The organism is Rufibacter sp. LB8 (assembly GCF_014876185.1).
Classification (GTDB): Bacteria; Bacteroidota; Bacteroidia; order Cytophagales; family Hymenobacteraceae; genus Nibribacter.
This window is the reverse complement of sequence record NZ_JADALJ010000001.1, coordinates 1,439,336-1,464,758: the sequence shown is the minus strand read 5'-3', so window position 1 is coordinate 1,464,758 and position 25,423 is coordinate 1,439,336. Positions and strand designations below refer to the sequence as shown.

Below are 25,423 nucleotides of genomic sequence, written 5' to 3'. Positions count from 1 at the left end.
TACAAAACAAGCAAAATGACTTTTACCTCACAGTGACTTTTGTCACTTAGGTTCAAAACGCAATGTGTGTACTTGCAGACAGTAGAATTCTTAAAACTTAGAATTGAACGATAGCTATGAATTATGTAATGAATGTGATGGCCTTCCTGCTGCTCTTTGGGTTCAGCAGTTGCCAGCAGGAAACAGGTGGTACGAAAGTAAACTTGACTGCAACCGAAGTTAAGCGATTGATAGAGTCTAACCAGGACATTGTAGTGCTGGATGTACGCACCCCCTATGAATTCCAGGAAGGAAATCTGAAAGGCGCGGTTAACATAGACTACACTTCCCCGGATTTTGAGCAGGAAATAGCCAAACTGGATACGGCCGCCACCTACCTGCTATACTGTAAATCCGGCAACAGAAGTAGTAAAGCAACAGCAGTCATGAAGAGCAACAATTTCAATAACCTTTATAATGCAACTGTAGGGTTTGATGCCCTCCGATCAGCAGGGGTTCAAACCAATTAAACGGTGGAGACTGCAAGTAAAAGGTATAGTCAACTGGTGGTTTTCTGGCTCTTGTTGCTGTTAATCCTAGTAACTGACCTGATTAGTGCCCCACTCGCTTTATTCTCAGGGATAGTATTGGGACTTATTATAGGCAATCCGTATCCGGCAAGGCTGAGTACGGTCACCAAGTACTCTTTGCAGGCTTCGGTGGTCGGGTTGGGTTTCGATATTAACCTGTATCAGGTTGCTGAAACCGGTTTCACAGGGTTCTTTTATACTGCCATCTCGCTCATCGCTACCATGGTGGTCGGGTTACTTTTGGCGAAGCTGTTGGGAGTGGGGAAAAAGCTCAATCACCTTATTTCTGCTGGTACGGCTATTTGCGGGGGAAGTGCCATTGCAGCGGTTGCACCGGCTATAAACGCCTCAGAGAAGGAAATTTCAGTGGCGCTGGGCGTCGTGTTCATCTTGAATGCCTTGGCTTTGTTTGTTTTCCCGTTCATCGGAGAACAGCTGCACTTGTCACAGGAACAGTTCGGGGTTTGGGCCGCCATTGCCATCCATGATACCAGTTCGGTGGTAGGGGCCGCCACGGAGTTCGGTGAAAAAGCACTGGAAATTGCCACCACGCTTAAACTCACGCGGGCTTTATGGATACTGCCGGTGGTGCTTATCACGGGCTTTCTGTTTAAGTCTGAAGGCAAGGCCAGCTTTCCGAAGTTCATATTTTTCTTCCTGGTAGCATCCCTGTTCAGCACTTTCCTGAGCGGCCTGAGCGAAGTGTATAGCTGGCTGACTATGCTGGCCCGGAAAGGCTTGATAATAAGCTTGTTCTTAACGGGTGCAGGCATTAGTCTATCACTACTTAAAACCATTAGCATCCGGCCGTTTCTGCAAGGGATTGTGCTTTGGGTGGTTGTGGCTAGCAGCTCACTGCTGGCAGTTTACTATTTGGTTTAACAGGCACAAGACTGCCAAAAAAACGTAGCTGGAAGAGTAATAAATGTAAGAATAATAACTAGTTAAACTTTTAGGGGTAGCCAATCCTTTGTGACTATGGAAAAGCAAACGAACCTAACCATTCTTCAGCTCAACGACACCCATGCCTACCTGGAACCGCACCAGGAGATGTTTTGGGAGGGTGGCACCACAAAATACCGTCAAGCAGGAGGCTTTGCCAAAATAGCAGGGTACTTAAAGCAGCTCCGCCATGAAAAGGAGGATGCCGTACTGGCGCTGGATTGCGGTGACACGTTTCACGGAACCTACCCCGCAGTTGCCTCGAAAGGCGAAGTGATGGTTCCGGTGCTGAATGCACTGGGCCTGGCCGCCATGACGGCACATTGGGAATTTGCCTATGGCCCGGAGCAGTTCAGGAAACTGACACAGATGCTCAACTACCCCATGTTGGCCATCAATGTGTATGAGGAAGCTACGGACAAGCTGGCCTTTGAACCTTACAGCCTGAAAGAAATAAATGGCTTGAAGATAGGGATCATCGGTATTGCCTGTAACATCGTTGATAAGACCATGCCTCCCCATTTCAGCGAAGGCAACTATTTTACGCTGGGCAACAAAGAACTACCCGATTACATACACAAGCTAAAGCAGGAAGAAAAGGTTGATGTCATTGTTCTGATTTCCCACCTGGGCTTTCCGCAGAATATGAAGCTGCTTTCTGAAGTAGAAGGCGTAGACGTTTGCCTGAGTAGTCACACCCATTACCGTACTTCTGAAGCCGTAAAACAAGGACAAACGATTGTGGTAGAGTCCGGTTGCCATGGCTCCTTCCTGGGACGCTTGGATCTGACCATAGAGAACGGCAGAATATCCAACTATTCACATGAGCTGGTGGAAATCTCAGAACAATTACCAGATGACGCCCCCATGCAGGAGCTGGTACGGCAAGCTATTCAGCCTTATAAGACAGAGTTAAGCCAGAAAGCGGGGGAGACGGCTACGGTGCTGGACCGGAACAACATCCTGGAATCTACCATGGATAATTTTCTGCTGCAAAGTATGCTGCACGCAACAGGCGCAGAGCTGGCTTTTTCTAACGGCTGGCGTTACGGGGCACCCATCGTTCCCGGGCCTGTCACCCTCAACGACCTTTACAACATCATCCCGATGAATCCATCTATCCAAACGGCGGAACTGACAGGACAGGAGCTGCAGGAAATGTTGGAAGAGAACCTGGAGAAAACATTCTCGCCTGACCCGTATGCGCAGCAAGGTGGATTTGTAAAACGGTGTTTAGGTTTAAGGGCCTTTATAAAGATAGAAGCACCTAAAAACAACCGCATTCAGAAGCTCTTTGTGAACAAGGAAGAACTAGACCTGCAACGAATCTATAAAGCATCTTTCGTGACAGAGCAGGGCGTGACCTCAACGTATGGCACCACCCGCACCGACACAGGTATAAAGGCCATTAAGGCCATGCAACAATACCTGGGAAAGCATTCACCTGTGCGTGTTGATTTGCTGGGCACTTTCACGGCAGTATAAATCCTATTAACTAGACTTTACTTCTATGAAATTAAATAGGAAACTAGGCGTCCCTTTGGGGATGGCAACACTCATATTTGCCAGCGCCTGTACAAACCAAAATCCAACATCAACTACCGCAAGTGAAATGCCAGAAAACCAACAGAAATCCATCAGCATTTTACATACCAATGACATGCACGGCACGTACATGCCTTTCATGACCACAAGGGATAACGCTACCGCCCAAACCGGAGATGCTGGTCGTGACACGCTTATCACATTCGACAAAGCAGCAAAAATAGGGGGCTTTGCCTACCTGGCCAGCGCTGTGAAGAAAGTGCGGAAGGAGAAAGGTGCGGAAAATGTGTTGCTGGTGGATGGGGGCGATACCTTTAGTGACGACCAACTGGGCAATCTCACCAAAGGAGAGGCCATGATTCGCTTCATGAATGCGGTGAACTATGATTTGATGGCGCTGGGGAACCATGACTTCGACTATGGTTTGCCACGCACGCTCGAACTGGAGCAGATGGCAGTTTTCCCGATGCGGGCCGCCAATATTATGGATGAAAACACGCAGCAACCGATTTTCGGGGATCCTTACATCATTACAGAAAAGAATGGGGTGAAGGTGGCTATTCTGGCGCTTGGCTACCGCAACACACCCAAAACCGGTAATCCCGACATTGTGAAAGGCCTAAGTTTTAAGGTGGGACAGGAAGTAGCTAAAATCTATGTGCCTGAGCTCAGAAAGAAAGCTGACATAGTGGTGGTGCTTTCGCATGAAGGGGCGGCGGTGGATTACAAAATGGCCCGCGAAGTAGAAGGGATTGACCTGATCATTGGTGCCCATAGCCATGACATATTGGAGCCAAGAAAAAAGATAGGGCAGACGTTTGTGGTGCAGGCCATGTCAGATGGAGCCGTGCTGGGCGAAACAGAGTTGATAATCAGGGACCAAAAGCTGGTTGATGTGAAAACGCACCACCATTGGCTCTGGAACAACCAGCTTCAGCCAGATGCAGAAATACAGGCGTTAATTGACCAACAGCGCACACCACACCTTCAAAAGCTACAAGAGCTGGTGGTAGAAAGTAAGGCGATTATAGGCAGGCAGTACAAATCTGAAAGTCCGTTCGATAAACTGGTAGGCAACCTCTTACTCAAAGAGTTTAAAGGAGACGTGGCCATCATGCCGGGCGTAGGGTATGGTATTTCCTTTAAACCAGGCCCTGTGACAAGTGAGGAAGTGTACAAACTGTTGCCACACCCATCCAAAATTGTAACCTTGACCATGACAGGCAAGCAGTTGAAATCAACCCTGGAGCAGGCCGCAAAAAACCTGAAGCCCGAGAATAAACTTGAAGCGGTGGGTGGGCTCATCCAGACGGCTGGCATCCGTTACCAAATAGACCTAACCAAGCCCATAGGAGAACGAGTGAGCAACGTCCAAATTAAAAGCCAGCCAGTAAAGGATGCGCAAAATTACAAGGTTGTCACCCACAATGGCCTACTGACCGGACTGCACAACTTCAATGAAATTGGCAAAGGGCAGAACATCATCAAAACCGGGAAACCGCTCACCGATTTTATCATTCAGAAGTTAAAGGAGATGAAGACCGTAGCTATGCCAGATAATATGGGCGAAGTGGCCATCAAACGCTAAGCAACCATTACCTTTCAACAAAAAAGCGCCCCGTCATCGATCGATGACGGGGCGCTTTTTCTATTATTTGTACTTGAAGTTTAATACTTGATATAGCTCCAACCTTCTTCCTGTTTGGTAACGATTTCACCTATGCCCATGACGACAGTTGGTGTGTTGGGCAACAGCTGGCTCTTTTCAACTTTAGCTCTTTTCATGGTATTCTCACATGCAACAAACACTACTCCTTTGGCCTGTAGCGCCTTAATCGCACTGGCTTGGGTTGACTTTCCGGCTACAAGCAGGTTGATGGCTTTGCCATGTACCACCACTTCAATCTGAGCATCTGGCCAACCACGTTTGATGTTGTTTAATTGTCTGATTAAGCCGGCATGCATGGCGGTATCTGCTACTGACAAGTCATACACAATCTTGTGTTGCTTGGTTTCCTCAGTTTTTTTAACGGTCGATGTAGCCTGTGCCTGAACATTGGAAAGTGGAGCTAGAAACATGACTAGCAAAACCATTATGACTAATTTCAATTTCATAATTCTTTCAAATTAAGTTAAACAATGATTCTGGTGTTATTTGATGGATATGTAAGCCCAAGCTTGTTTTAAGGCATGAAACAAGCCTGGGCCTTACTATTACTTTGAAGCCAGCTTCTGCAAGAAGTCAATCACCTCGGGCGTGTCATATTCGGCCATGCCGTTCTGCTGGGCCACTATCTTGCCTTGCGGCGAGATGATGTAAGTGGACGGGATGGCCGGGCTGTTGAACTCCTCGGGCATCTGGCTGGCCGGCAGGTACACCGGGAAGGTGAAACCCTTCTTGGCGATGAATTTCTTCACCTTGTCCATCCCGTTCTGGTCCACGGACAGCATCACGAAGGCAATCTTGTCAGATCCTACCTTCTCGTAGAGGCTCTGGATGTTGGGCATCTCGGCAATGCACGGCGGGCACCAGGTAGCCCAGACATTCAGGAAGATGACCTTGCCTTTGAGAGACTCAAACGCTACCACCTTGCCCTCTAAGTCTGTCATCTGGAATCCGGCTCCTGCCATAGGCGAAGAGGTAGAAGTCAAAGTAGCCGGCGTGGAGGTTTTTGGGGCAGTGGGCATCTCCGCGTTTTTGAGGCCGGTGGCCAGCAGCAGGCGTTGAACCCTGCCAATAACTTCGGTGTGCAGGCCAGTGGCGTACAGCACGGCAAAAATGGCCAGGGTATAGACCCAGCCCGGGATGCTTTTGAAGGAAAATTTATTTCTGTACATCTTTTTCTTTTTTAAGGTGTTTTCTGGGAAATTGGCCAAAACGGCTACAGCTCCACCGTGGTATAGCCCTGAGCCTGCAAGTCAAACATGTAGGTGAGGCCGTTCGGGATGATGGTGACACCTTCCACCAGCGTGGCGGGGTCGATGTTGAACTGTTTCAGGGACATGCCGCAGACTTTGTATTGCACGCCCGCCACTTTTCCCTTCTCTATCTCAGCGGCCATGTCACTGCCCTTCACGAAGGCCTCCACCGATTTGGCGCAGGCCATCACCACAAAAGAATCCCTTTTATAGTCACTGGTGGGCGTCATGGTCTGAGCAGTGTGCACGGCGGCTTTCACATGGTTGGGCTGACTGATGAGCACCGCGTAGTTTTTGGCACTTGCCTTGGAAGGCACCTGGGTGCTCGTTTCAGCGGTAGCACAAGAGGAGAGAAACGGAAGCAAGGCGATGGCAAAGATGGCCAACATTTTGCCGGCTTTGGATATATTCATGTTAGGAAAAAGTTTAGATTGAATGAATTGGTCCAAGCTGTAATAGCGTGCCCCGTTCACAGAAAAGAAAAACAGCATGCCCAACAGCGCTATGTTTTTGAACAAAGGACCGTTGCCTGCCTGGCTGTCCACCTGCACAGTGAGGGTAATGGGAATGAGTATCAAGGCCAGCAACATTGCCGTCCACTTAGTCTGTAGCCCTGCTAACAAAAGCAAACCGCCTATCAGCAGACCTACCCCAGACAGAATGATAAGGGTCTCTGGCGAGGCAATCCAAGAGGTTAGGTGCATGAACGGGGCTTTCTGCAATTTGGCTACCGCTTCTTCGGTCTGAAACAGATGGTTTAAACCGGCCATGATGAAAATGAGGCTACCCAGCACGCGCAAGACCAGATAGGATATTTTTTGCAAAGGTGTATTTTCCATTGGGTTGATTATCTTAAAATGAGGTGAGAAAGGCATGGACAGTCCAAGCCCCTTTTCCTTTTGTGAAAGGAATCAAAAGCGCAGTGGAACCCTCCATCGGACAAAGGATGCTAGATCGTTGAAGCCACCGCGAAATCATCAGGTTAAGAAAATCGGGGAGGGTTGGGTTCCTGCTCCAAGGGAGGGGGGAGGTAAGCCACCGCTAAAAGGCTGCCTTTCACTTCCGCCTCAGGATAGAAGTGAACAGCGGGCATAGCCATGGCGTTTACAACTAGCGCATAAATCGCTGAGCCACAATCAGTCACGGTACCGGCGCTGTTTTCTGGGGAGGAGTGGGTTTGATGGGTAAGGCACTTCTTTTTACAGGTGCGCCTGGCCGTGTATTTTTTGTTGTCACACGCTTTTTTTAGGACAGACTGCTCCGGGCCTACCCACCGGCTTACCGCTTGGGGCGGCTTGTGCAGGGTGAACAGCAGTAGCAAAACGCTAATACCTAAAAGCAAATAACTCTTCATTTTCTCTTTATCTATACAAACAGTACTTCTCAATGAACTTGATTTTTTTCGTTTTATTGGGCGGTGATGCAGGTTTGACTGGGCCAAAGCACTTTCGTGGTGCAGCACATGCGCACCTCGGACAGGATGCCGGCCCCAACGGTCAACAAAGCCGTACCCAGCAAAACCGCATCCAAGCCGAACAAATCACTGAACACGCCCGCCGCCACAGCCCCCGCCACGTACCCGAAGTCGCGCCAGAACCGGAAGATACCCAAGCTCTGGGGTCTCTGCGAAGGATGCGTATTCTCCGCCACCACAGACAGGAAATTAGGGTACACCAGCGCCGTTCCGGCTCCAAGCAAAACTAAGGCTGTTACTAGTATCGGAATTGCTCCAGCGAAGAGCAGCAGACCGATGGCTATTCCTTGCAGGACCATGCCCAGGGTAAGTAACTGCTTTTTACAGTACACATCGCCTAGCTTGCCCGTCACTAGTTGGCCCAATCCCCAAACCACGGGGTAGATACCGGCCAGCAGTCCGGTCTGCGCCAGGGAATAGCCTTTGGTGGCCAGTAACACCGGTAACAGTCCCCAGAGAATGCCGTCGTTAAGGTTATTTACAAAACCGTTCAAGGTCACCGAGCCCAGGTTGCCATTGCGGCAGGTAGTGTCTTTCCAGATGTTAGATAAGAGCGGAATAGTAGTCTGCTTAGCTTCAGTACTGGCATGGGATTGCGTGTCTTTTACCAGGAAAATAGTGAGCAACAAGCCTATAATGGAAAACCCGATGCCCGGAATAAAGGCGTAGGTCACGTTCCCCGACTCAGCCGCAATATAGCCCGCCAGAAACGCCACCAGCCCTATGGCCAGATACCCGGCGAACTCGTTGATGCCCATGGCCAGCCCTCTATTCTTTTCACCCACTAAGTCAATCTTCATGACCACGGTAGAGGACCAGGCCAAGCCTTGGTTTAAGCCCAACAGCACGTTAGCAAAGATGACCCAGCTCCAACTCTCAGCGTAAAGCAACAACCAAGGCACGGGCAAAGCAAAAAACCAACCGAAGGTCAATAAAGCTTTACGGCTGTACCGCTTGGCCAGGCGCCCCATCATGAGGTTGGCAAACGACTTGGCCAGCCCAAACGCCACGATAAACGACAGCAGGGCCGTATGTCCGCTCAGATTGAATACTGTTTCGGCAAACTCAGGAATCACCGACCGCTCCAAGCCCACCATGGCCCCCACAAATCCGTTGACCAGCACCAACAGCCAGAACTGTGATGCGTTTTCTTTCAAGCCAAGCTTTGTTTCGGGTAGGGCATTCATAGGTTTAGATGGGTCAGATTGGATAGTCAAAGTAAACCGTTTTTGGCCTGTTTTAATGAAAACAGGCCAAAAACGGAAAAGAGATTAGTGAGGAAGTCGGTCTTTGAGGACGCCGTACATATACGTACCTACCACGCCCCCGAAGATGGCAATCAAAATAGGCCAGTACGCATAGCCCAGGTTCACGAACAAAGGTCCCGGACAAGCGCCTACCAGCGCCCAGCCCAAACCGAAGATGATGCCCCCAAACAGATACCTTGGAATGGACTTCTCCTTGGGCGTAAAGGTGATGGGATTGCCCTGGTAGTCGCGCATCTTGTATTTTTTGATCAGGTAAACGGCTATGACGCCTAACACCACGGCCGTCCCAATGATGCCGTACATGTGGAATGATTGGAACCGGAACATTTCTTGGATACGGTACCAAGAGATAGCCTCAGACTTGCTCATCACAATCCCGAAGAGAATCCCCGTCAATATAAATTTCAGTCCTTTCATAGGGCTATTTCTTTATGTCTTTGATGAAAAATTCTTTAGAAAATAAGTGGGTACAGCAGGAATGTCATGATAAGGCCCCCAATGAAGAAGCCAATCACGGCCACCAATGATGGCCACTGCAGGTCAGACAAGCCACTGATGGCGTGCCCAGAGGTACAGCCACCCGCGTACCGTGACCCAAACCCAATCAATAATCCGCCGCCCAACAAGAGTGCTATGGTCTTAAAGCTGAGGAGTGATTCCATCCCGAACAGCTCCTCGGGTTGCATTCCCTGCGGGGCAGAGAAGCCTAGTTGCTGTAGGTCCTGAATGGTGGCCTGCGAGATCTGCACCGCCTCGCCAGTGGAGAGGAAGGTAGAAGAAATCCAACCGCCCAGGACGGCGCCCACCAAGAAAAGAATGTTCCAAAGCTGGTTTTTCCAGTTGAAGTCAAAGAACGGCACGTGTTTTCCGGCTCCGCAGGCAGAGCAGATAATCCGGAGATTCGCAGAGAAACCGAATGACTTCCCAAAGAAGAGCATGATGACCATGATCAGGGCAATCACCGCCCCAGACACGTACCAAGGCCAGGGCTGACTAAGTGTTTCTAACATAATTATAAATCTTTCTAGAAGGCTGTTTCGCTACTATGGTTAAACTTCTTTGAATTACCTGGGCCAGGCACCTACGCCACCCTGCAAATTATGTGCCTTCAGGCCTTTCTCTGCCAAGAGCTGGCAGGCGGAGCCGCTGCGGTTGCCGCTGCGGCAGAAGACAAAGTACTCTTTGTCCTTGTCCAGCTGGTCAATGGCCGATTTGAATTCAGGGGACATCACATCCAGGTTTTTTGCGCCAGGAATGGTACCAGACGCAAATTCGCCAGGAGTGCGTACGTCCAACAGTTCGGCTTTGCCGGCTTTGTTATAAGCCGTTTTAAACGATAGCCCATCTAAATCTTGATAGTTCTGCGGGGCTGATTTAAATAAATTAAACATGGCTATTTGTCTTTTGAAAGGTGATTTGGGCCAGCAATGAAGCCGGCCCTTTTTGTTTTGTCTGTCTTTTCGTTTTTGGCCTGTTTTTCAGAAAACAAGCTAAAAACATTTTTATGTCCTATGCTTTCAGCTGGTTTTCAATTACTCTACAAAGGTCCAGATTTTGTAGGGGTGGTTCAGTGACTTATGTCACCCTGGTAAAAAATGTTAAATTTAAGCCAGCGCCCAAGATCTGGGGGGTATTCGGGCGCTGGCGTTTTCTTACTTCAAGGTAGAAGGACACACGAAGGCGGTTCTGGGAACGTTGGTCCCTGAGATGCCTTTAAAGCCTTCCTGCACGTTCACCAAGTTGTCATAACCCCGCGCTTTCAAGATGGACCCTGCAATCATGGAGCGGTAGCCACCAGCGCAATGCAAATACACTTCCTCGTCCTTCGGGATTTCTGCCAGATAGTCATTCAGGTAGTCCAGAGGAGCGTTGCTAGCCGTCTCCACGTGCTCAGACTGGTACTCGCTTGGCTTGCGCACATCAATTACTCTTATAGTGCTGTCCTCCTTATAGCGCTGTTCAAACTCTGTTGGTGAGATAGAAGTGATGGTGTCTGTCTCCTTACCAGCATTTTGCCAGGCGGTGAAGCCACCCTTCAAATATCCGATGGTGTAATCATAGCCAACACGTGCCAGGCGGGTCACTACCTCTTCCTCACGGCCTTCTTCTGTTACCAGCAAAATCTGCTGCTTGATGTCTGGGATCAAAGTGCCTACCCATGGCGCGAAGTTTCCGTCAATGCCTATGTTGATGGCGTTGGGGATGAAGCCCTTGGCAAAGTCCTCCGGGTTTCTGGTGTCCAGCACCAAAGCACCGGTCTCGTTGGCGACTAACTCAAACGCCTCAGGGCTCAGGGCCTGCAAGCCTTTCTCCAAGACATCAGCTATGTTGTCATAGCCCTGCTTGTTCATTTGTACGTTGAGCGGGAAGTAACTTGGCGGAGGGGTAAGGCCGTCAGTCACCTCCTGGATGAACTCCTCCCGGGTCATGTCTGCGCGCAGGGCGTAGTTGGTTTCTTTCTGGTGGCCCAGCGTGTCAAAGGTCTCTTTGCTCATATTCTTGCCGCAGGCAGAACCCGCCCCGTGCGCCGGATACACCAGCACCTCATCGGCCAGCGGCATGATCTTGTTGCGGAGTGAGTCATACAGGTGGCCGGCCAGTTGGTCCTGGGTCAGCTCAGACTTGGCGGCCAGGTCCGGTCTGCCCACGTCCCCGATGAACAGCGTGTCGCCGGAGAAAAGGGCGTAATCCTTGCCGTTCTCGTCTTGCAAGAGATAAGTGGTGGACTCCATGGTATGGCCTGGGGTGTGCAATACTTTGATGGTCACCTCACCCACTTTCAATTCTTCGCCGTCTTTGGCGATGTAGGCGTCATAGGTGGTCACCGCGTTGGGTCCGAACACGATCTGTGCGCCTGTCGCCTTGGCCAAGTCCACGTGTCCGCTCACGAAGTCGGCGTGGAAGTGCGTCTCCAGGACGTATTTGATTTTCGCGCCGCGGCTTTCGGCTTTGACAAGGTACGGCTGGATTTCGCGGAGCGGGTCAATGATAACAGCTTCGCCGTTGCTTTCTACATAGTAGGCGCCCTGCGCCAGACACCCGGTATATATTTGTTCTACTAGCATGGTTTTTTGGTGATTGGTGTTTGAATTTTACGCTACAAAAGTATAAGGTAATAATCGTCCGGTCAGTGACTTAGGTTACATAAGGCCAGGCCTGGAAGAATTATTAAAAGAAGAGCTCTTTGACAATGATGTACACGCCCATCACCAGCACAAACCAACCGAAGGCGGTCTTGAGCTTGTCGGCGTGGATCTTGGCGGAGAAGTAAGAACCTATAAAGATGCCCACGATGGAAAGCGAGGAGAAAATGCCCAGAAACGCCCAGTCAATCTCATAGTTGGCCACATCACCCATAAACCCGAAGAGGGACTTGGCCGCGATGATGAGCAGGGAGGTGCCCACCGCCATCTTCATGTCCAGCTTGGAGAAGAGCACCAGCGCAGGGATGATCAGGAAACCGCCGCCCGCGCCTACCAAACCGGTCAGGGTGCCCACAACAGCGCCCTCAGCTAAGATGCCGGCATAGTTGAATTTTGGTTGGGAAAGGGTTTCAGATGTGCCATTCTCTTCAAGGATGCCGTGGTCCACGTTTTCGTCCGCCGCCGCCCCGCCATTTACTTTTCGGTACTGCCGGATCATGCTGATGGAGGCAAACACCATCAACGCGGCGAACAGAAGCATCAAAAGGATACCTTTGGTCACTTCATAACTGCCCACGGTGAAGATGCTATCAGGGATGGCGGGCACGATGTAGCGCCGGGTGGCGTACACGGCCACAATGGAAGGCAGGCCGAAGACCAGGGCTGTCTTCAAACTTACCAAGCCTTGTTTGTAAAAGCGGTAACTGCCCACCAGGCTGGTGAGGCCCACGATGAAGAGCGAGTAAGCGGTGGAGATGACCGGGTCCAGGCCCAGCAAGTACACAAGGGCCGGTACGGTCAAGATGGAGCCGCCCCCGCCGATCAATCCCAGTGAAATGCCAATGATAAGTGCCGCTATGTAGCCTAATATTTCCATTTTTGTAGTGTTTTATCTTTAAACACAACAAAGGTATGGCAAGCGGCAAGGGAGTTCAGTGACACTTGTCACACACCTAGAAAAGGTCCAAATTTTTAATCTCTAGGTAATTCCGGTGCAAGGCCACGGCCCCGGTCTGCTCCAGTTTCTTGAGGAGCCTGGAGATGACCTCCCGCGAGCTGTTGAGCTCTTCGGCTATCTGCTGGTGCGACAGGCGAACCTCCTTGCCTAATACTTTCTGGTGGCGCTTCAGGTAAAACACCAGGCGCTCGTCCAGGCTTTTGAACACGATGCTGTCCAGCGTCTGGAGGAGTTCGTCAAAGCGGGCGCGGTAAGAGGCAATGATGAAGTTATGCCAGCTGGGGAATTTCACCAGCCACTGCTCTGATACGTGCGCTGGGATCATGAGCACCTCGGCAGGGGTGATAGCTTTGGCCAGCACCTGGCTCTGCTCATTGCGCGCGGCGCACATCATGGAAAGGGCGCAGGCATTACCGCCCTCCAGGTAATACATCAGAAACTCATCGCCTTCCTCGTCTTCCCTGTATACTTTCACCAGTCCGTCCAGCACCAAGACATTGGATTTCAGGTACTGCCCGGTGCGCAGGGCCTCGTCTTCCGGCTCCAGGTGTTTGATGACGCCCGCTTTGGCAATCTCCAGTAACAAGGCTGGCTCCAGCTGCGGGAACTTCTCTTGGATGTGGTTTATTTTATCTTGGTCCATAGTTGTAGGGTGAGGCAAGGCAAAGTGTTACAGTTTGGTGCCCGTGAACTGAATTACGCAAGAAGGGCCACGATGGTACTTGCCTTCCTGTGCGATAATCTCCGTTTTCTTTAACTCATCTATTTGTATACCGCCAAATTCCTGATGGATGTCCTCCACCGAAAAGAGCAATTTTGTCTGTTTAGGCCCTCCGGAACTATACTTCTGCTGGTAATGAATCTGGTCCCTGGCGTATGCCTCAAAAATTACAGTCCCACCGGGTTTAAGTGCCTCCAGTAACTTGAAATGCACCATTGCCCTGGTTTCCTTCTCAAAATGGGCGTAGACCAAGGCCAGGCAGTCAAACTGCTCTGGGGCCAATGCAATGTTCTGGGCGCTCTCTACTTGATACGAAATACTTACCCCGTGCTCACGGGCCAACTCCAGGGCTTTGCGCTGCCCTACCAGGCTGTAGTCAAAAGCAGTCACCTCCCAGCCTCTGGTGCTTGCGTATACGGCGTTGCGGCCCTCTCCCTCGGCGGGGAGCAACAAGTTGCCCTCAGGCGCGATGGCATCCAGTTTCTCTTTGAAGTAATGATTTGGATTGGTTCCGTAAGCGTAGCCGGCTTGGGCGTACCGTTCGTTCCAAAAGTCTTCCATGGTACAGGTAACAAAAGGGGTATTCAGTAATTTTTGCAAAGAGCCGAAGGTGCCATTAACTACATTCTTAGGCTGTTGCTTTGTTGGTTTCTCTGCGATTAGCTGATGCTGGGTATTCAAAAGTAATTCTTCTTAAGATTGAAGGCCAGTTATCCGCTTCTGGCCTGTTTTTACCAAATCAAGCCGAAAACAGAAGGCCGCTGCGTTAGGCTGAGAACAACAGCGTGGCGCAGCGGCAAATGTAGCGTCTTCCACCTGTGGAATAAGTGACTTTTGTCACACGGCAGGTTAGGCGATGTAGAAGGCTGTATCTTTAGAAGTTTAGCTGGGAAACAAAGTTGATTTGGTGGAAGTTGGTGTTGTAATACATTCTCTCTAAGGGCAGACTGGTATTGGGGGAGAGTTTGCCTATGTATAGCAATCGCAATACTACCCCCTTTAAGGCAGGCAGCAAAGGGGTATATGTAACATCTAGGAGAGTGCCCCAATAAGAGACGGCGCCATACTTGTTGAGCGCGGCATTCCCATACCCGGGTAGCCAGGCCTTGGCCAAGGCCAGCTCGGAGCTCAGGCCGGGAGCCCAGTTACGCGTGGATTTCACAACCAGAATATCTGACTGGCCCGTGCCCTCTAGGCGCCCTCTGGACAAAGTGGCAAAAAACTGCTCCCGGCCCCATTCCCTGGGGAAAGTGAACCGTCCGTTGCCGCCCGTATGCAGGTAATTGGCAGACAGGGCCCATTGAGGAGTAGAGTAGCCCACCATGCCGCCCGCCACCCATTCCTGCTGGTCGGGGAAGTAGGTACTGTCATGGGCAGGATGGCCGCCGTTGCCCAACTGGAACTGGTACAATCCCTCCAACCCGACTATCATGCGCTCAGAAATAGGCACCACTACCCGGCCATAGCTGGTATTGGCAATGTTCTCAATCCAATAATTCCAGGCTTGCCAATGGCTATTCTGTATCCCCTGGCCCTGCAGCCCTGCTACGGCAACACCCCTGGACTCAATGTGGTGGCGGTACCCGGAGGGGCTTCCGTCTATGTTCACGCCGTTGCTGTACAACCCGATGGTGTGGCGGGTGTTGCCCCACTCAATGACCCCGCGAGGCGAGAAATGGTCCAGCCAGGCAGCCGTGAGTTTGGTGTGCTGGCCTACCGGCACCTGCGCCATGACCCCTTGCACCGAGTACGGCTTCATGCGGGTGTCCTGGGGATTGATGAGCGGAGAGGTAAAGTCAAACCGTCCTATTCGGACGTGCAGTTTCTCTGTGCGGTACTCCAGATAGGCGGATTCCAGGCGGTCCAGGTTGTCTTTGTTGTGCGGGTTCTCTATGTCAAAAAGCTCCACCTCATTGCTGGGATACTTTCCCGCTATGGGGTCTTTCTGATCCAAATGGCTAGAGAAGAGATTGTAGGTGAAGATGCCGGAGATGCCTAGCCTAAACCCGTGGAACGATGCCGTGCGCACCCCGATCTCCGCGCCCAGGGCATTGGCGTAATGGTCAGAGAGGCTTCGGTGGTTAAGGGTTGCCATGAAGTAATTCCGGACGTGCCCGTGCAACTCTCCCTTGGTGAAAAGCTCCTGCACGTTTTTTACGCTAGACGTGTCCGGCAGATTAGCCTCATGGCCGTGCTCCTGGGCAATTACCCGCGCTGGCAGCAGGATGATATGTAAAAAAAGCAAGGGGAGAAGAAATCGGGTGAAAGGGTTCATATACTAGGGGTAAGTAACAATTGATAATAACCTAAGTAGCAGCGCAAGGCGGTACGGTCTGTTTTTCACAAAGGACGGCTACCGGGGCAGCGCAGACAGTGACTTAGGTTACACAAGCCATAAACATTTAGAATGGGCAGGACCCGCCGCTTAAACCACCTGTGCGCGCATGCGTAGGTAACAGGATAATCAAGCACTAGACACCATGGAATATCATATCTCCAGGAAGATTACCGGCAGCTTTAACGAGGCACTGGACAAAACGAAAGCAGCCCTAGCCAAAGAAGGGTTTGGGGTCATCTCAGAGATTGACCTGAAAGGGAAATTCAAGGAAAAACTTGGGGTGGACTTCAGGGAATATCGCATTTTGGGAGCCTGCAACCCAACGCTGGCGCACCAGGCCATTGAGCAGGAAGACAAGATTGGCGTGCTGTTGCCCTGCAACGTGCTGGTGCAGGAGCATGAAGGCGGACAGGTAGAAGTCACGGCCATCAACCCCATGGAAACCATGTCTGCCATTGGGAACGCCAACCTGGAAACCATCGCCAACGAGGTAAGCCAGAAGTTACGGGCAGTAATAGACCAGTTGTAACGTTCGCGGTTTATCCGATTGAAAATAAAAATCCTGTTTTCGGCCTTATTTTATGAAATCAGGCCGAAAACAGGAAAAATCTTTTTCCCTTTAAAAAGCCGGCATCTTTCCTTACAGAGAGTGCCGGCTTTCTTATGGATAGTAAATCGATGCTTACAAAGAACTAAACTGGTTGATGGCCTCGCTCAAATCCAGCACCTTGGCTATAGGAAATTCTGCTTCCACAATGCTACTTCCGGCCGCTGACCGGTAGCCGCCGGCGCAGTGAATGACTACGGGTTTGCCGGTGGGGATTTCCTGGGCACGGTCCCGTAGCTCCGGCAACGGAATATTGAGGGCATGGGCAAAGTACTGCTTTTCCTTTACCTCTGAGGCGTTCCTGATGTCCACAACAGTGTACTTGCCCGGGTTTTCTTTGAAGGCAGTGGCATCTATCTTGGGTGAGGTAACCGAAGCTTTCCCCTCCAATACAAACGCTCCTCTTATCTTGCTTTCATAGCCAATCCTGGAGGCCTTGTCAATCAGCTCCTCCAAGGTCTTGTCATCCTGGGCTACCAGGTAAAAGGTTTCCTTGGGGTCCACGATACTTCCCAGCCAGGTCTCGAACTTGCCGCCGTTCTGGATGTTAAAGGCTCCCGCCAGATGTCCTTCCTTGAAGTCCCCTTGCGGACGCGCATCTATGATCAAGGCACCTTCCTCCGGGCTGAAATTCTTCCCCAGACGCTTCACGGCCTGTACGCTCTGCTGGTAGTTGGGTGCGCCCTGCTTGTTTAAGCCCACATCATACCCAAAGTATTTGGGAATGAACGGCTGGTCAGCGGTGAGATAGGTCACAAACTGGTCTTCGGTCATTTCCTTCAGGGCCGGGTTACTGAACTTCTCATCGCCGATGGTACTGCTGTTGGCTTCGCTGAGGGCTTTACCGCATAGCGTGCCGGCGCCGTGCGCGGGGTACACCACCACGTCATCGGCTAGCTTCATCAGTTTCTCGCGGGTGCTGTGGTACATCTGCCGGGCCAGTTCCTCGCGCTTGGCGGTGAGGTTGCCGGCATTCTCCCGAAGGTCCGGGCGGCCCACGTCGCCAATGAACAGGGTATCACCGGTGAAGAAGGCGTTGTCCTTGCCCTCATGCTCCAGCACCACACTGATGCTGTCAGGGGAGTGACCAGGCGTGTGCAGCGACTTCAGTTTTACCTTTCCGATTTCCAGCACCGCGCCCTCGTCAAAGGCTTGGTGCGGATAGTCTGCGCCTACCAGGCTGTGGGCGTAAATAATAGCGCCGGTCTTCTCATGAATCTCCAGATGCGAACTCACGAAGTCGGCGTGGGGATGGGTTTCTATCACACCTACAATCTTGGCTCCGTGCTGGGTAGCGTAGTCATAGTATTGCTGGGGATTTCTGGCAGGGTCTACCAAGACAATCTCTTTCTGGCATTCGCTTAAGATGGCGTATGAGTAATGCGCCAATCCTTTGTCTTCAAACTGCTGTATTTTCATGGTGCTTCGTCTTTTATGTTAGAGGATGACACAAAGGTAGAGCATAGATATAAGGCGTTCAGTGACTTTGGTTACACAAGCAAATATCCCTATGGCAAGGTTTTTAGATTAATAGATAAGGGTAACAATAGTGTCTAGCTAAACGCCAGTTTTAAATATCATTAACCTTCCGTTTTACTAGATGTGGGACTTTTGAGGGATTTGGGTGGAAGGACCTTCATACTTAACAAATATGTTAATCCAAAGGAGCCGCGCCAATCTGAAGAAAACAGGTAGCATGCCCAATGATGTAACCAGGATCAAACCTATTAGCATCCCCATGGTCACTTCCTCCACAAATAGGGAAAGAAGAAACAGCGTGACAAGAAACAGTCCTACATTCAGTGCGAAGCTTACATACATAGCTCCGTAATAGAATCCCGGCTCCGGCTCAAACGATTGGCCGCAGCAGGTGCAGTATTCTCGCATGGCTGCAAATTTGGTTGAATACAAAGTGGCCTTAGGAAACATGTCGCCCTCCCGGCATCTGGGACATTTGGACTTGGCCAAGGAATACAGTAATGATCTCTCTTGGTTCATGGCTTTGTGGTTTACTGTAAAGAGTCCTACAAAGCTATTATAAGACTAGGGAGAAGTCTGTGACTCAAGTTACATATTTTGAGCAAGGGGGGGGACCTTATATAGTATTAAAAAGGGGCGATATTCAATGAAGCCATAGTTGGTCCCTAGGCGAATTACAAAGATGGGGTGCCCAACTACTTAGTGATGACTGGTGAATAAAAATAAGAGTCAATGGGCACAAATTAGGATTTTTGTCAAAAAGTCAATGAGAAGTAAAAAGAGGCTGAGTTAGATCCAAGATTAGGCACCGCAGTTAGTTTACCTTTTCCCTTCTTTAATTTTCTTTCAGCCAGATTATACAGAAGCAAAGAGCCTTTAGCAGAAACATAGCCTAAGGCGGCACCCGCCATGATATCCGTGGCCCAATGGGCATTATCATTGATGCGTGATAGCCCCACGAGCGTCGCCGTGCCATAGGCCAGGGGGGGAATCAGCGGGTGTTCCTTACCATACACGGAGGCTACGGACGTGGCCACTGCAAAGGCGACCGTGGTATGTGATGAGGGAAAAGAAGTATTCTCTGAGACCGCCATGCCCCAGTCATAAAAATGGTTCTCATCGGTTTCGCTGGGCCGGTAACGGTGCACCTGGTTTTTAATGAGACCCGTAAGTCCTCCCGTGATAAGTAAACTGGTAAAAGATACCGACCCCACTTTTCTTAGGTTAGGGTTGCCCAAGGCAAACCCAACCAATGCCGTAGTCCCTGTAATTGGCAAAAGTAGTCTCTGCCTACCCATCGGCTCTACCACCCGCGCAACAGCATCTAGTGTTTGAGCCCTATGGCTCTGCATGTGTTTCTGAAGCGGTTCGTCTATCCAGGCATATGTGGCAATCCAAAGGGAAGCACCAGCCAAAACAGCGCCAGTAACTTTAACTGTCGGGGAGAACTTTGATATATGAAAATCTGCGCGGGTTGAATCTGAGGAAGAAAGTGCCATCGGTAACGTGTCTTGTTTTGCAACGATAGACGCGCCAGATTGGGCATGTCCAGATAAATTGCAAAACAACACCAACAGAAAGATGACCCTTATAGTTACCAATTTCATTTTCCACCAATAAATGCCAAGCTTTATAAGTAATCTAGCGTGTAAAATTATTTTATAGTCACCGCCAACGCAATAGCGTCTGCCACTAAGCCCGTGTCTCGGTTATAATGGTCATAGCGCAGTTCCAAGGTGTTCAGCTTACTAACGCCCAGAATCCCGTCTGCCGAATTGTAACGAAGGTTCAAGCCAAATAGGTGGCTGGCGAACCCGGACAAATCATAGTCACTGGTATAGAACTCTTGTTGGGCGGTATGTTCTTTATAGGGGGCGAAATAATCTGCGGCAGACTGGGTGTAGAACCGGTAAAAGGGAGAAATCGATAGGAAGGGTGTCAGCTTGTAGGGTAGTTCCACCTCAGCGGTATGCGCCAAGATGCCCCAATCGTCTGAGTAGAAACGGTAAAAGCTCTTCACTAAGATGCGGTCAGTGGCAAAGTAATTCAGACGTATGGCCACCGGGATTTTAACGCGGGTGTCGGGCAGCTTCTCTACATTAACCGAATTATCTGTGAAATACACCCTTTGGTAGGGCGTGGCCAATTGGCCCGTCTGGTACGCCAAATCCAACATCACCGAAGCCTGCAAGCGTTTATTGATAACCTGGGCCAGGGAGATAGAGCCGTTATAGGAATTACGTGGATTGGTTCCCCCCGCATCAGGGTTGGCTACCGGGCCCGATGGAGTTTCTATTGTTCTTAGTTCAATGGGGTAGATCATGCTCCACGAATCGAGGAAGGCACTCAAAGATAAGCCCACCTCGCGATTACGGTCTTTGGACAACTTGGCGAAGTTCACGTTCACACCCTTGGAGAAGTAGTCATACTCAGTGGAAATAGAAATTCCCGCGCCCATAGAATAGCCTTTCGCGTCATCCTGCATCACCCAGGACAGGGAAGGGTAGATACGGTTGTCTGCCGCGCTGGCAGATGAAATAGTGGAAGGGTCAATCAGATCAGAGGAAGCCGAGGAGTAATGGTCAAACCCTACTTCCAGCCTAAAGGAGTGCAGCCTATTCTGGGCATCCCCTTTAGCCATGGTGATGTCAAAGGTGGTGGCTACGTCGGTAAGCTTCTCAGTGCCAATGCCGCCCGTCACTGCGGAATTATTACCGTCCTGGGTGTAGTAGCTGGAGACGAAATTGATCTCCTGGGTTTTGAGTTTGCGGCTTTTGAAGGCAATGCTGTCCGGTGCGGTGGTCTGGCCAAAAGAACTGAGAATGGTCAGGAAGAACAGTGAGGCGTGCAAGTAGATTTTCTGCATCTTTTTAAATTTCTTAGTTACAGCCGCAGCCGCCTCCTGTCTTTCCGCCATTAGCCCCGGAGGCACCCTCACGGTATAACAGGAAATTCAACTCTGTTTTCTGCACCTTACGGGCGTTCAAGACCATCTCAGCGTCATTCAGGTACATCTTGTTGTATTCATGCACCGTCTGGCACGAGAAAAGGCTCCCTGCCGTGAATAGCAATAGGAGCCTTGCGCAAATTCTGGTTCTTGCATCCATTAGTTAAGCCTTATATTTTTAGAGCAGTGTACGTGGTTGTCATCATCTACTATGAGGCAGGCGATGTCCTTCATCTGATTAACGAGGTCTAAGCCCACTTTTACCCCCATGACCATAACAGGTGTAGCCATGGCGTCAGCCAATTCTGCGTTAGGGCATAGGATCGTGACGCTCTTGATACCTGTAACGGGCAATCCGGTTTTTGGGTTGATCGTGTGGCTGTATTTTTTTCCGCCGATGATGGCGAACTTCTCGTAATTGCCCGAGGTAGCCACCGCCATGTTGGAGATATTAAGTTGCGAGAAGGGCTGGTGCTTGGCGTCAGGGTCCGCGATGCCAATGGTCCAGGGTCGGCCGTCGGGTTGGAGCCCCCAGGCACTAAGGTCTCCTGCGGCATTCACAATGCCGCTGTGGATCTTCGATTTCTGTAAAACGTGTTTAGCCCGTTCAGCGGCATAGCCTTTCCCGATGCCGCCAAACCCGATACGCATGCCTTGGTGCTTCAGGAAAACGCTTTTGTCCTGTGGGTTGAGGAGGATGTTATGATAATTAACAAGCCTTATGGACGATTGTGCGACTTCCTTCGAAGGCAGCGCTGTCATGGTTGGGTCAAAGTTCCAGAGGCTCGTGTCTACCCCGCCATAGGTGATATCGAAAGCACCCTGGGTTAATTCGGATATACGGATAGACCGCTGGACGAGCTCATATACCTCTGGAGAGGGAACGACGGGCGCAATACCCGCCATGGCGTTTATGTGGTGGGTATCGCTGGTATCAGAATAGGTGGTGAGCAGCCTTTCTACGCGCTGGATCTCGGCAATGGCTTCGTCAATGGCGGCATCTGCCTCTTGTTTGCCAGCGCTGGCTACCGTCAATTCAAACCGATTCCCCATCAGCTTCTGTACCCGCCTAAATAATTGCGGCATGTGTACTGATGGGGAATCCGATTTGTTCACTTATTTTGTGGCTTTTAGTTGCGCTATAAAGGCCGGGGCGTCTTTAGCGGGAATTCCTTCCCATTTCTTCACCACCTTGCCGTTTTCGTCTAACAGTAATGTTAAAGGAAAAATACCGCTTTTGTTATACTGTTCAGCCAATTTTTCATTTAAGCTCATCTGTGCCTTGTCCAGCTGGTTTTTCTTCAACCTGGGAAAGTCGGCGTTTAGCAGAACTAAGTTCCCCTCAGCGAATTTCTGGAACTGCGGATCCTCAAAAATCTGCTTCTCTAACTTAATGCAAGGTCCGCACCAGTCAGAGCCGGAAAAGTTGACCAAGATGTACTTATGGCTATCATGGGAGATTTTTTTTGCCTGCTCTATATCCTTTAACCAAGCTGGATTGCCCGAAAGGGAAAAGATGCTCAATAAAATAATAAGTAAGTTCATGGCTTTTAAGTTACGTGGAAGATGTTAAATGTAGCAGTCTTCTATTCTAAAGACAAATACCATGCCTCAATTGGTTCCTGGCCTGCTTCTAAGAAATCATTTTAAGGGGTTCGAGAAAACGTGTGGAAAAAATGTCAAAAAAGTAATTGATTATAAAAAAGTGCCAAGAGAATGTTTTTGGGGTGCTATCTTCAAATCAGGAAAAAACCAAGGCTAATCCCTAAATTTCTAGGCTTCATAAATCTTCGTAATTATTAGATTTTACCTATACTATAGCTTCAATCCTGTCAAGAGGCGTAAGAGAGGGTAGCCCTAATGCGGGTAATTTTATTTTACTTTCATTCAGTGGCTGGCAGTAAATTTTGAAAACATACTAGGAGTAAGAAAATGATAACCATAGATAATTATTTAGACAGCCATTACATACACAGAAGCAATTGGTTGAGGGCCGCCGTTCTAGGGGCAAATGATGGGATTATATCGGTTTCAAGTCTTGCCATTGGCATAGCGGCTGCAAGCACGTCCAGAGACCCGATTCTCTTGGCAACGGTTGCCGGACTAGTGGCCGGTGCATTATCCATGGCAGCAGGAGAATATGTTTCGGTAGGTTCACAGACTGATATTGAAAAAGCCGACATTGAAAGGGAAAGGCAGGAACTGGAGGCAATGCCAGAGGCTGAACTGAGGATACTTGCGGAGATCTATGAGAGAAGGGGGTTAAAGAAAGAAACTGCCTTGCAGGTTGCAAAAGAATTAACAGAAACAAACGCATTGGCAACACACGTGCGTGATGAGTTGGGGATTAACGAGTTGAGCCAGGCTAATCCGATACAGGCGGCCTTTGCCTCGGGTGCGGCTTTTATGGTGGGTGGACTTTTGCCCTTATTGGTGACAATCTTCGCGCCGGTTTATAACATGGAGTATTTCCTATACGGCTTTACCATTTTATCACTAATTGCCCTTGGGGCTGTTTCTGCCAAAACAGGAGGTTCTAGCAAGCGCAAGGCAGTAGTGAGAATAGTAGTTTGGGGAACGATCGCAATGGGTTTGTCCGCGTTTGTTGGATACATTTTTGGCATTAATGTTTAGTCTTAAATTTCAAGAATATAAAGGAACCCAATTTGTTTCTAACATCTCTACAAGTTTATTACTTAACATAATGTAATTTATGAACCTACTTTTATATTAGTTCTATTGTGATTTATATTCAATTCTATATATCATTTTCTGGTTGATTTTGGCTAAATTGTCTATGGATCAATAGGTAGAGGCATGAAGACAGCGATTCTTTATATAAGAGTAAGCACCGACGAGCAGGCCGACAAAGGCTACTCCCAGCGGAGCCAGCAGGAGGTACTAGAGCGGCATTGCGAAAAGAACGGCATACAGATAGGGCAGGTGATCCTCGAGGACCACTCGGCCAAGACCTTTGAGCGTCCCGCCTGGTCGGCGATGCTCAGGAGGCTCAGGGAATCCAAGGGCTCAAGGCCGGATCTGGTATTGTTCACAAAGTGGGACCGCTTCAGCCGGAACGCGGGCGACGCCTACGGGATGCTCACCACCCTGAAAAGGATGGGGGTGGAGCCGCAGGCCGTGGAGCAGCCGCTGGACCTGGCGGTGCCAGAGAACAAGATGATGCTGGCCATCTACCTGGCCGCACCCGAGGTGGAGAACGACCGGCGGGCGCTGAACGTGCTGCACGGCATGCGTAGGGCCCGCAAGGAGGGGAGGTGGATGGGCGCCGCCCCCATCGGCTACGCCAACAAAGTCAGGGAGGACGGCAGGAAGTACATCGCCCCGAAGGAGCCGGAGGCAAAAATCATGGAATGGGTGTTCCAAGAGCTTGCAAAAGGGGTGTACGCGGCCGACCAGATACGCAAGATGGCCAACGCCAGGGGGCTGAAGTGCGAGCGCAGCAACTTCTGGAAGATCATAAGGAACCCCGTCTACTGCGGGCTGGTGCCGGTGGCGGCCTACGGTGGGGAGGAGGCCACAACAGCAAAAGGCCAGCACGAGCCCATCATCCCCGAGTCCCTGTTCCTTCAGGTGCAGGACATCCTGGACGGGAACAGCAGGCCCCAGGGCACGAAGGTATGCTCGCCGGAGGCGATGCCCCTGAGGGGCTTCCTCTCCTGCCCCCTCTGCACGCGCATGCTCACCGGCAGCGCCTCGAAGGGAATGGGCGGCTACTACCACTACTACCATTGCTCCTCCGAGTGCGGGGTGCGCTTCCGGGCGGGGGAGGTGAACGCGGCCTTCGAGCGGGAGCTGGCCCGGTTCCAGCTTAACCCCGGGGCGGCGGAGCTCTTCCGGAAGGTGGTGAAGGACGTATTCTCCTCAAGGGGATCGGATGAGAAGGAGGAGCGGAAACTAGTGATCGAGCAGATAGGGGAGCAGGAGCGGCTGCTGACTGCGGCCAGGAAAAGGCTGCTGCTGGAGGAGATCGACGCGGATGATTTCAGGGAGATAAAGAAAGATTGCAAAGAAAAGATGGCCAGGCTGGAGGCCAAGTTGGCGGACTTGCCTGCGAAGGGCAGACCGGCCAAGCCCATAGAAACGCTGCTGGACGAGGTGGTGGGCAATTTCTCGGATTTGGAAGCAGTCTACCGGAACGCGCCGGTTGAGGGGAAGAGGAGGCTGGTGAGTTCGATCTTCCCCGGAAAGATCACCTTCGACGGGAAAGCACATCGAACTGAGGGGGTGAACGAGGCGGCGGAGCTTATGTTTCTGGTAAACAGGGAGTTGACTCAAAAGAAAAAGCGGAAGAACTCTGTTGGAGAGAATTCTTCCGCTTTGGTAGTCCGTAGGGGAATCGAACCCCTGTTACCAGAATGAAAATCTGGTGTCCTAACCCCTAGACGAACGGACCGTTTTGGTGTTGGTGGTGCAAATATAGAAGGCTCTTTTTTATTTGCCAACCCCCACTTTTAAAATAATTGCCCGTATGGAGGTAAAATGCTCTGAATGA

General features: G+C 50.5%; 27 protein-coding genes and 1 tRNA gene. 7 read left to right on the top strand and 21 right to left on the bottom strand.

The genetic code is table 11. The annotated features are described in order from the left end of the window. Positions 1-116 precede the first annotated feature (116 nt). The 4 genes from IMY23_RS06350 to IMY23_RS06335 all read left to right on the top strand — a co-directional run bounded on the left by IMY23_RS06350 (position 117) and on the right by IMY23_RS06335 (position 4,644). Positions 117-509: a rhodanese-like domain-containing protein gene (locus IMY23_RS06350; protein ID WP_225986427.1), complete on the top strand. Its 393-nt coding sequence runs from the start codon at positions 117-119 to the stop codon at positions 507-509. A gap of 3 nt (positions 510-512) precedes the next feature. Beyond that, positions 513-1,451 carry a putative sulfate exporter family transporter gene (locus tag IMY23_RS06345; protein ID WP_192821277.1) on the top strand — a complete coding sequence of 313 codons (939 nt, stop codon included), beginning with the start codon at positions 513-515 and terminating at the stop codon, positions 1,449-1,451. Between the two features lie 96 nt (positions 1,452-1,547). Further along, complete coding sequence (locus IMY23_RS06340; RefSeq protein ID WP_192821276.1) at positions 1,548-2,996, top strand: bifunctional UDP-sugar hydrolase/5'-nucleotidase; 1,449 nt, start codon at positions 1,548-1,550, stop codon at positions 2,994-2,996. A 127-nt stretch (positions 2,997-3,123) separates the two neighbouring features. Next, on the top strand, positions 3,124-4,644 hold the full coding sequence (locus IMY23_RS06335; protein WP_225986426.1) for a bifunctional UDP-sugar hydrolase/5'-nucleotidase: 1,521 nt from the start codon (positions 3,124-3,126) through the stop codon (positions 4,642-4,644). Positions 4,645-4,724: 80 nt separating this feature from the next. Here IMY23_RS06335 and IMY23_RS06330 read toward each other — a convergent pair whose 3' ends face one another. The 13 genes from IMY23_RS06330 to IMY23_RS06270 all read right to left on the bottom strand — a co-directional run bounded on the left by IMY23_RS06330 (position 4,725) and on the right by IMY23_RS06270 (position 15,784). Then, positions 4,725-5,171: a DsrE family protein gene (locus IMY23_RS06330; RefSeq protein ID WP_186631734.1), complete on the bottom strand. Its 447-nt coding sequence runs from the start codon at positions 5,169-5,171 to the stop codon at positions 4,725-4,727. Between the two features lie 99 nt (positions 5,172-5,270). Continuing rightward, on the bottom strand, positions 5,271-5,894 hold the full coding sequence (locus IMY23_RS06325; RefSeq protein ID WP_192821274.1) for a TlpA disulfide reductase family protein: 624 nt from the start codon (positions 5,892-5,894) through the stop codon (positions 5,271-5,273). 44 nt (positions 5,895-5,938) lie between these two features. Beyond that, on the bottom strand, positions 5,939-6,799 hold the full coding sequence (locus tag IMY23_RS06320) for a DoxX family membrane protein (RefSeq protein ID WP_225986425.1): 861 nt from the start codon (positions 6,797-6,799) through the stop codon (positions 5,939-5,941). Between the two features lie 158 nt (positions 6,800-6,957). After that, positions 6,958-7,416, bottom strand: coding sequence for a hypothetical protein (locus IMY23_RS06315; protein ID WP_192821272.1), 459 nt, complete (start codon positions 7,414-7,416; stop codon positions 6,958-6,960). Then, positions 7,383-8,636 carry an MFS transporter gene (locus IMY23_RS06310; protein WP_192821271.1) on the bottom strand — a complete coding sequence of 418 codons (1,254 nt, stop codon included), beginning with the start codon at positions 8,634-8,636 and terminating at the stop codon, positions 7,383-7,385. The genes IMY23_RS06315 and IMY23_RS06310 overlap by 34 nt, the downstream gene beginning before the upstream one ends. An 84-nt stretch (positions 8,637-8,720) precedes the next feature. Further along, positions 8,721-9,134: a YeeE/YedE family protein gene (locus tag IMY23_RS06305; protein WP_192821270.1), complete on the bottom strand. Its 414-nt coding sequence runs from the start codon at positions 9,132-9,134 to the stop codon at positions 8,721-8,723. Positions 9,135-9,169: 35 nt separating this feature from the next. Next, on the bottom strand, positions 9,170-9,727 hold the full coding sequence (locus IMY23_RS06300; RefSeq protein ID WP_182514078.1) for a YeeE/YedE family protein: 558 nt from the start codon (positions 9,725-9,727) through the stop codon (positions 9,170-9,172). A gap of 54 nt (positions 9,728-9,781) precedes the next feature. Further along, positions 9,782-10,108, bottom strand: a complete 327-nt coding sequence (locus IMY23_RS06295) for a rhodanese-like domain-containing protein (protein WP_192821269.1) — start codon at positions 10,106-10,108, stop codon at positions 9,782-9,784. A 261-nt stretch (positions 10,109-10,369) separates the two neighbouring features. Beyond that, positions 10,370-11,782, bottom strand: coding sequence for a rhodanese-like domain-containing protein (locus tag IMY23_RS06290; protein WP_192821268.1), 1,413 nt, complete (start codon positions 11,780-11,782; stop codon positions 10,370-10,372). A 103-nt stretch (positions 11,783-11,885) separates the two neighbouring features. Continuing rightward, the gene (locus tag IMY23_RS06285; RefSeq protein WP_192821267.1) at positions 11,886-12,737 is read right to left on the bottom strand and encodes a sulfite exporter TauE/SafE family protein; all 852 of its coding nucleotides are present in this window, start codon (positions 12,735-12,737) and stop codon (positions 11,886-11,888) included. 76 nt (positions 12,738-12,813) lie between these two features. After that, a complete protein-coding gene (locus tag IMY23_RS06280; RefSeq protein ID WP_192821266.1) occupies positions 12,814-13,461 on the bottom strand; it encodes a Crp/Fnr family transcriptional regulator in 648 nt (215 codons plus the stop codon). Between the two features lie 27 nt (positions 13,462-13,488). Next, positions 13,489-14,100, bottom strand: coding sequence for a bifunctional 2-polyprenyl-6-hydroxyphenol methylase/3-demethylubiquinol 3-O-methyltransferase UbiG (locus IMY23_RS06275; RefSeq protein WP_192821265.1), 612 nt, complete (start codon positions 14,098-14,100; stop codon positions 13,489-13,491). Positions 14,101-14,413: 313 nt separating this feature from the next. After that, on the bottom strand, positions 14,414-15,784 hold the full coding sequence (locus IMY23_RS06270; protein ID WP_192821264.1) for a porin: 1,371 nt from the start codon (positions 15,782-15,784) through the stop codon (positions 14,414-14,416). A gap of 235 nt (positions 15,785-16,019) precedes the next feature. Here IMY23_RS06270 and IMY23_RS06265 point away from each other — a divergent pair, with 235 nt between their 5' ends. Then, on the top strand, positions 16,020-16,406 hold the full coding sequence (locus IMY23_RS06265) for a DUF302 domain-containing protein (protein ID WP_192821263.1): 387 nt from the start codon (positions 16,020-16,022) through the stop codon (positions 16,404-16,406). 153 nt (positions 16,407-16,559) lie between these two features. Here IMY23_RS06265 and IMY23_RS06260 read toward each other — a convergent pair whose 3' ends face one another. The 7 genes from IMY23_RS06260 to IMY23_RS06230 all read right to left on the bottom strand — a co-directional run bounded on the left by IMY23_RS06260 (position 16,560) and on the right by IMY23_RS06230 (position 22,455). Beyond that, positions 16,560-17,903 carry a rhodanese-like domain-containing protein gene (locus tag IMY23_RS06260; RefSeq protein ID WP_192821262.1) on the bottom strand — a complete coding sequence of 448 codons (1,344 nt, stop codon included), beginning with the start codon at positions 17,901-17,903 and terminating at the stop codon, positions 16,560-16,562. 177 nt (positions 17,904-18,080) lie between these two features. Beyond that, positions 18,081-18,371, bottom strand: a complete 291-nt coding sequence (locus tag IMY23_RS06255) for a DUF983 domain-containing protein (protein WP_225986595.1) — start codon at positions 18,369-18,371, stop codon at positions 18,081-18,083. Positions 18,372-18,718: 347 nt separating this feature from the next. Beyond that, on the bottom strand, positions 18,719-19,570 hold the full coding sequence (locus IMY23_RS06250) for a phosphatase PAP2 family protein (RefSeq protein ID WP_192821260.1): 852 nt from the start codon (positions 19,568-19,570) through the stop codon (positions 18,719-18,721). Between the two features lie 47 nt (positions 19,571-19,617). Then, positions 19,618-20,829, bottom strand: coding sequence for a DUF3570 domain-containing protein (locus IMY23_RS06245; protein WP_192821259.1), 1,212 nt, complete (start codon positions 20,827-20,829; stop codon positions 19,618-19,620). Positions 20,830-20,842: 13 nt separating this feature from the next. Continuing rightward, entirely contained in the window at positions 20,843-21,070 is a 228-nt protein-coding gene (locus IMY23_RS06240) for a DUF4266 domain-containing protein (RefSeq protein ID WP_186631781.1), read from the bottom strand. Continuing rightward, the gene (locus tag IMY23_RS06235; protein WP_186631784.1) at positions 21,070-21,996 is read right to left on the bottom strand and encodes an FAD:protein FMN transferase; all 927 of its coding nucleotides are present in this window, start codon (positions 21,994-21,996) and stop codon (positions 21,070-21,072) included. The genes IMY23_RS06240 and IMY23_RS06235 overlap by 1 nt, the downstream gene beginning before the upstream one ends. A gap of 30 nt (positions 21,997-22,026) precedes the next feature. Beyond that, a complete protein-coding gene (locus IMY23_RS06230; RefSeq protein ID WP_192821258.1) occupies positions 22,027-22,455 on the bottom strand; it encodes a thioredoxin family protein in 429 nt (142 codons plus the stop codon). Positions 22,456-22,842: 387 nt separating this feature from the next. Between IMY23_RS06230 and IMY23_RS06225 the strand changes: the two genes are divergently transcribed. Further along, positions 22,843-23,544, top strand: coding sequence for a VIT family protein (locus tag IMY23_RS06225; protein WP_192821257.1), 702 nt, complete (start codon positions 22,843-22,845; stop codon positions 23,542-23,544). A gap of 183 nt (positions 23,545-23,727) precedes the next feature. Beyond that, on the top strand, positions 23,728-25,290 hold the full coding sequence (locus tag IMY23_RS20295; RefSeq protein WP_192823702.1) for a recombinase family protein: 1,563 nt from the start codon (positions 23,728-23,730) through the stop codon (positions 25,288-25,290). Here the strand turns inward: IMY23_RS20295 and IMY23_RS06215 are convergent. Continuing rightward, a tRNA-Glu gene (locus IMY23_RS06215) sits at positions 25,250-25,324 on the bottom strand. The two genes, IMY23_RS20295 and IMY23_RS06215, sit on opposite strands and share 41 nt — an antisense overlap. Between the last annotated feature and the right edge of the window lie 99 nt (positions 25,325-25,423).